The organism is Sporolactobacillus inulinus, assembly GCF_006539285.1.
In the GTDB taxonomy this organism is placed as follows: domain Bacteria; phylum Bacillota; class Bacilli; order Bacillales; family Sporolactobacillaceae; genus Sporolactobacillus; species Sporolactobacillus inulinus.
Map to the genome: position 1 here is coordinate 1 of NZ_BJMS01000136.1, position 5,725 is coordinate 5,725.

At 48.3% G+C, this 5,725-nt stretch carries 3 protein-coding genes; 1 reads left to right on the forward strand and 2 read right to left on the reverse strand.

Going from position 1 to position 5,725, the window contains the following annotated elements:
- The first annotated feature begins 212 nt into the window (after positions 1 to 212).
- A complete protein-coding gene (gene murB / locus SIN01_RS13645; RefSeq protein WP_010027237.1) occupies positions 213 to 1,136 on the forward strand; it encodes a UDP-N-acetylmuramate dehydrogenase in 924 nt (307 codons plus the stop codon).
- A gap of 94 nt (positions 1,137 to 1,230) precedes the next feature.
- Here the strand turns inward: murB and SIN01_RS13650 are convergent, their stop codons facing one another.
- Positions 1,231 to 1,740 carry a GNAT family N-acetyltransferase gene (locus SIN01_RS13650; protein WP_010027239.1) on the reverse strand — a complete coding sequence of 170 codons (510 nt, stop codon included), beginning with the start codon at positions 1,738 to 1,740 and terminating at the stop codon, positions 1,231 to 1,233.
- Positions 1,741 to 1,779: 39 nt separating this feature from the next.
- A complete protein-coding gene (locus tag SIN01_RS13655) occupies positions 1,780 to 5,430 on the reverse strand; it encodes a GH92 family glycosyl hydrolase (RefSeq protein WP_010027241.1) in 3,651 nt (1,216 codons plus the stop codon).
- Positions 5,431 to 5,725 lie beyond the last annotated feature (295 nt).

The following is a 5,725-nucleotide window of genomic DNA, read 5'->3' on the forward strand; positions in this document are numbered from 1 at the left end:
GAAGTGTCGTTCGTGCACAACGCGGAAGCCACCGCGTCCTGCGGAAGTAAGGACCGGGCATATTTTGCCCGGTTTTTCTTATAGAAAATTGCCGTAACGGCGCTGCTTTTCTTCACAAAAAGAACGAACATGGTTGACATACCCTGCAGGCAATGGCATAAATAATAAAGAAGGAGTCGGCAAAATGGCTATAAGAAGGAATGAGTCGTAACGTGGATAAAAAAACAGTTGAACAAGATCTGTTGGACATTTTCTCGAGAAAAGAAGAAGTAAAAATAGATGAAGATTTAAGTACATATACATTTACCCATACAGGTGGAAAGGCGGATCTGTTTGTGACGCCATCTACCTATGAGGAAGTTGGACAGCTGATTGCCTATGCGTATAAAAAAGAGATGCCTGTCACTTATCTAGGGAGAGGGTCTAATCTCATTGTACGTGATGGCGGTATTCGCGGTCTGGTGATTCACTGTGGACGTATGAATCAGATCACGAGTGCAGGTGAGTCCATCATTGCTCAAAGCGGCGCTTCAATCATTGATGTCTCTCGCTTTGCCCTTGCGCATGAACGAACCGGACTGGAATTTGCTTGCGGTATTCCGGGATCGGTTGGCGGCGCTTTGTACATGAATGCTGGCGCATACGGCGGCGAGACGGCGGATGTGCTCCGTCAAGCAGTTGTTGTTGATGCAAAGGGTAAGATTCTAACCCTGTGCGGGGACGAACTTGACATGGGGTATCGCCACAGTGCCATTTCAAAAAAGGGCTACCTAGCACTAGAGGGAACCTTTCACTTGAAGAAGGGGGATCCCAAGAAAATTAAAGCAGAGATGGATCGGCTCACCGCGTTGCGCGAGTTAAAGCAACCGCTTGAGTATCCGTCATGCGGCAGTGTTTTCAAGCGCCCGCCCGGTTACTTTGCCGGAAAGCTTATTCAAGACAGCGGATTGCAAGGAACACGGATTGGCGGCGTTGAAGTCTCAAAGAAGCATGCCGGATTCATGGTTAATGTGGATCACGGGACGGCTTCCGATTATATCCGCTTAATTAAGCATGTCCAACAAACGGTGAAGAAGAAGTTTGGCGTCGATTTGGAAACAGAGGTCAAAATTATCGGTGAAAAATTACAAGAATGAGTGAAACCGGCAAGCTGCCAAGAAAGCAGTTTGCCGGTTTCTTTTGATGTATTTTGAAAATGGTGTTCTTGTGTTTTGCTTCAGCGCACCTTTCTTAGGGATTGACCCGCTTGCCCATGATGATGAGGTCGCATTCATTGCCGTCGAGTTCAGCTACTTTTGGCAGAGTGCCCCAGGCTTCAAAGCCAAAGCGCTCAAACAGATGCAAGCTTGGTTTATTCTGTCCAAAAATAAACGCTAAAATGGTTTTGATCTCCAGATCGCTTGCTTGGTCGAGGGCATAGTGCAGCAAAGACGAACCGATTCCTCGGCCGCGAAACGCATGATCAAGATAGATGCTGATTTCTGCCGTTCCTCGGTAGGCAGGGCGTCCGTAAAAGTTGCTGAGACTGAGCCAGCCGCATAGGGTTCCGTCATATTCGGCTGCCCAGAGCGGGCGATTGGCAGTCGTCTGATGTTCTATAAACCATGGACGCCGTTCCTCAACGGTGACTGGCTCGGTATCTGCGGTTACCATTCGACTTGAAATTGTCGAGTTGTAGATGGCGACAATAGCCGGCAAGTCCGCAGCAACTGCTTTTCGTACTGTGATCGAGTTCTTCATAAGGAGACACATCCTTTTCTTAGTGATCGGATTGATCAATCAGTCCGAAAGTAAATTGACGATTGCATGGGCATCCGCCAAGAGCAGCCCACTGCCTTTTTCTGAAGCATTTGTTTGGTAGAGTAACGAATTTATCTGCTGAACAGCGGCTTGCATCGATGAAATTGAAGCAGACAGATTGCCGTCTTTATAAGCAGATTGTGCTTGGTCGAGGATGCGGATTAAGTGATCCCATTCTGCTTCTGTCACATTCTTCAATTCATATTGATGCTCTAGTTCACGTTTAAGGGACGTAAATCCTTTCGTTATTCCAGAATAACCAAGCAGCTGAAATTCGCTGAGTGCGAGCGGATGATTGCTGCTCTTCTGATCGACTGTGATTTTGTAGTAGGCATAAGCATTTGGATTCTTGATTGTATAAGCACGAGTCATGGAACGCCATGCAAAGGTTTGATTGGTTCGGCGGTCAATTTGTCCCCAATGAATCCCGTCGTCCGATGCCCAAAGTGTCCAACTTTTTGGATCGCTGGTATTTCTCGCGCCTGAAGAGGTCAAGGTGTAACGCTTGATCCGTGGACTCTCCGTTTTGAATTGGAAACGTGCAGACGGCCGTTCTTGGTCAAAGGTGGCGTTTGTCTCGGAATTGTTATCGGTCAACTGTTCCAAATTGACGGTTCCCTCTGATGCACGAACTACGGCTTTCTGAGAAAGGTCGTCAAGCGGCTGCGGGTAAAAGGAAGACCCGTTTGTTGATTGCGGCGTCAGTGAATGCGGCAGTGTATTCGCTGCTGTTCCCCAACTGGACGGCTGAGCGCCCATAGCAAAGGACAAGGTACCGCCTGCCTGCAAATCTGCAGCTGAAACTGACCCGGCACGAATAGGACGTCCATTTAGAGCGGCAGATTGAATATATTGATTCTTATTGCTGACCTTTGGCGCGTTTATGACCAACTCGTTTCCATTATCTAAATGCAGAGTCATCTGTTTAAAGTACGGAGCGCCAATAACATAGTTTGCGGTCCCTTTTTGAAGCGGATAGAAACCGGCAGCGCCAAATAGGTAATAGCCTGAGAGCATGGCGCCGTTGTCTGTTCCCAAATAGCCTCCGCCAATTGCCGAGCCTGTGTAGAAATGACGAAGCACAAAGCGTGTGATCCGCTGCGTCTCCCAAGGCGTTCCGGCAAACAAGTACATGTACGCTGTGGAAGGCGAGAAAGGACGATCCAAAGTAAACATACCGAGCCGGCCGCTTTTTGACAGACGATCAGCAGGAGAAGATTTAATGGCCTGATCGGAAGGCGCAGTTGTGAAAAATTGATCCAGCATTTTGCTCAGACCGATTTTTCCGCCAAATAAATTTGCCAGTCCTTGTCCATCTTGGGGGACTTGGAAGGTATGGAACCAGTCCTCAGACGTTTTCTTCGAACTTTTGGCTGTAGCGTTTGTTTCTTCACTCTCATTTGCTGATTTTGCTGCAAAGTTCATTTGCGACCGATTGAAAAGGTGCAGATAATTTTGCGCGCGGCTTAGGTAGTAGTCGCGATCATCAGCGTAAGAAGACCTGTTCGGATGTTTATTGGCAAGATAAGCGGCTAGGTTCCCAAGGGCGGCATCGCTTTCTGCTTGCGCCAGTGTTTTGCCCACACTATCCTTCTGACTTGACGGGATATAACCGTTAAGCGTTTGCGATTGCCCGCCCTGTACCGATGAGGCTTGATAGAGCATTGCTTGATAGAGCAGTTCCGTATCGACCCCTTTTGCCCCTTTCAGCACTGCATCAGCAAAGGCGGGTCCGGCATCGGCACGGAGCGTTCCGCCATTTTTATAAACCTTCAAGAAACCATTGATAAAGGTTCCGGTTAGCTTGGGTTCAAGCAGTGTATAAGCCGGCCAAACGGTCTGAGCGCTATAAGCAAAGTCGCTGTTGACATAGATTCTGCCTTTTTTAATGGGCGCTCCGGTGTTTGTTGTTGTGTTTTCGGATTTTGCAGGAACGCTAAGGTCTGCATAACGGTAGTTGGGCTTTTTTATAGAACCAACATTTTCCGATCCGTCATTAGGTGATAAATACATACGGTAGAGATTCGAGTACAAGGTCGTAAGCTGATCTTGATTCGCGCCGTTGACTGAAACCTTGGACAAGCGTTTGTTCCACAACTGTTTGGCTTTATTTGCAACAGAATTCAGTGATGAGTGCTTGCCAATTTCCTGATTCAGATTTTTCTTTGCTTGATCCAGACTGATCAACGAAGTACCGATTTTCATTGTTACGGACTTATCTTTTGATGTATCGAATTTATAGAATGCAGTACTCTGATCGCGTTTCTCACCAGACAATTTTCCGGAATAGATGATCGGCCGATCAAGTTCTGCGTAAAAGAACATGCGGTTCATATTGCCGGTCGCCGAATCTTTAATGTCGGAGTACCCCTCCAAGTACTGACTTTCCGGATGGAGGGTCAGGCTGCCATGCTGATCCAGATTATCAAAGATCAGATTGCCCTGCATGCCCGGAAACGTATAGCGCATGATCGACGCGTGACTCGTTGCAGCCAGCTGAGCGCGCATGCCATCGGTAAATGTGACGCTGTATCGATAGGGATGCGCACTTTCGTCTGTGCGTTTAAAAGCCTTGCCGCGCCCGATCCGACTTGCGCTTGGCGTACCGACAAAACTGGACGGCATTACTTGAAAGGTCTGGCGGCTTCCGCTTTGATCATTTGCGGAACGGCTCAATGAGAAGGATTGAATTTCAGGCAAGTTTTCAGGATCGTTGTTCTGGTTATAAGGATAGAGCTGTTCCTTCGCACTGCTGTTGATGGCAGGGGACCAGTAGACAAAGCCGTTTGGAACGCCGACCGCCGGTGCCGTGTTTCCACGGGGAAATGCGTCACTCGACGCGGTCCCGCGAAGAATAGTGACTTGATCTACCGGGGGCCCCACAGCAACCGCTGTTTGTTGTGAACCAATGCGTACATCATCAATCGCGCCTTGAAAAGTGATGCCCGCTTTTGGTGCCTGATAAGCGATCAGAATGCGGACAATGGTTTTTCCTTTTGCTGCCTTGCCGAGATCGATGGTTTTCTGATTCCATTGATTCATGAGCAGTGTCCCGGACTTGCCTTGATCGGATGGAGTCATACGGACCCCATCCTGATCCTTGATATCTAATTGATGCAAGTATGTACCGTCTGAGAACGCAAGGTCAATCGAGACGTAAGTTGCTGCCTGTGCGTTAACGTCTTTTTTTGTCGGCTGCGGTGCAATCATGTATGAAAGCTGAGTATGCTTCGTTACAGGCAGATTTACTTGGAAGAGTTTGTTGTATGCATCGCTCGTTTTCTTGTCTGCGTCTGCTTGTCCTGAATAGGTAAGTACCTGATTGCCTGACCAGCCTGCTTTGCTCGCGGCGTTGTACAAGCTGCTTGGGCCGCGCGTTACAGAAGTGGTCATGGTCTGACCATGACCACTTAAAGGTTTGATTCCGTTTGTCATTGGTCGATCTTGATCCTCAGAATATTCGCTTTTGCTTGTCCAGTTTGGCTGGGGATCATTTTTTTCAAAGGAAGTTGAAAAGAGGTCTTGTTTTGTCTCCGCCTTGGCTGCTTCAACCGGAGCGGGAACCAAGGAGATGGTGAGTACGAGACAGATGCAGCTAAGCATTAGTTTAGTTCTTAAGTGTAAATCCATGATGGTGCCCCTCTTCATTTTCTAGCAGGATAAGAAAGTGTATGATTTTGCGCCTTCTTCAAACCAATAGACCAGTGTCTTGGCCGAGCATCGAAGCGGAGGTGCTCGGGCGCCAGCGGGATCGCGCCTTGTTGATGCGTGCCAGCGAGACCCCGCAGATTCCTACCCTGTCTTAGGAGGCTCGTGGTACCCCCGCGGCAAGCAACCGCAGCGATGATGCAATAAAAAGGCATCGATCAACGACTCATGATTAAAGATTAGGACCGGGCGTATTTTGCCCGGTTTTTCTAACACT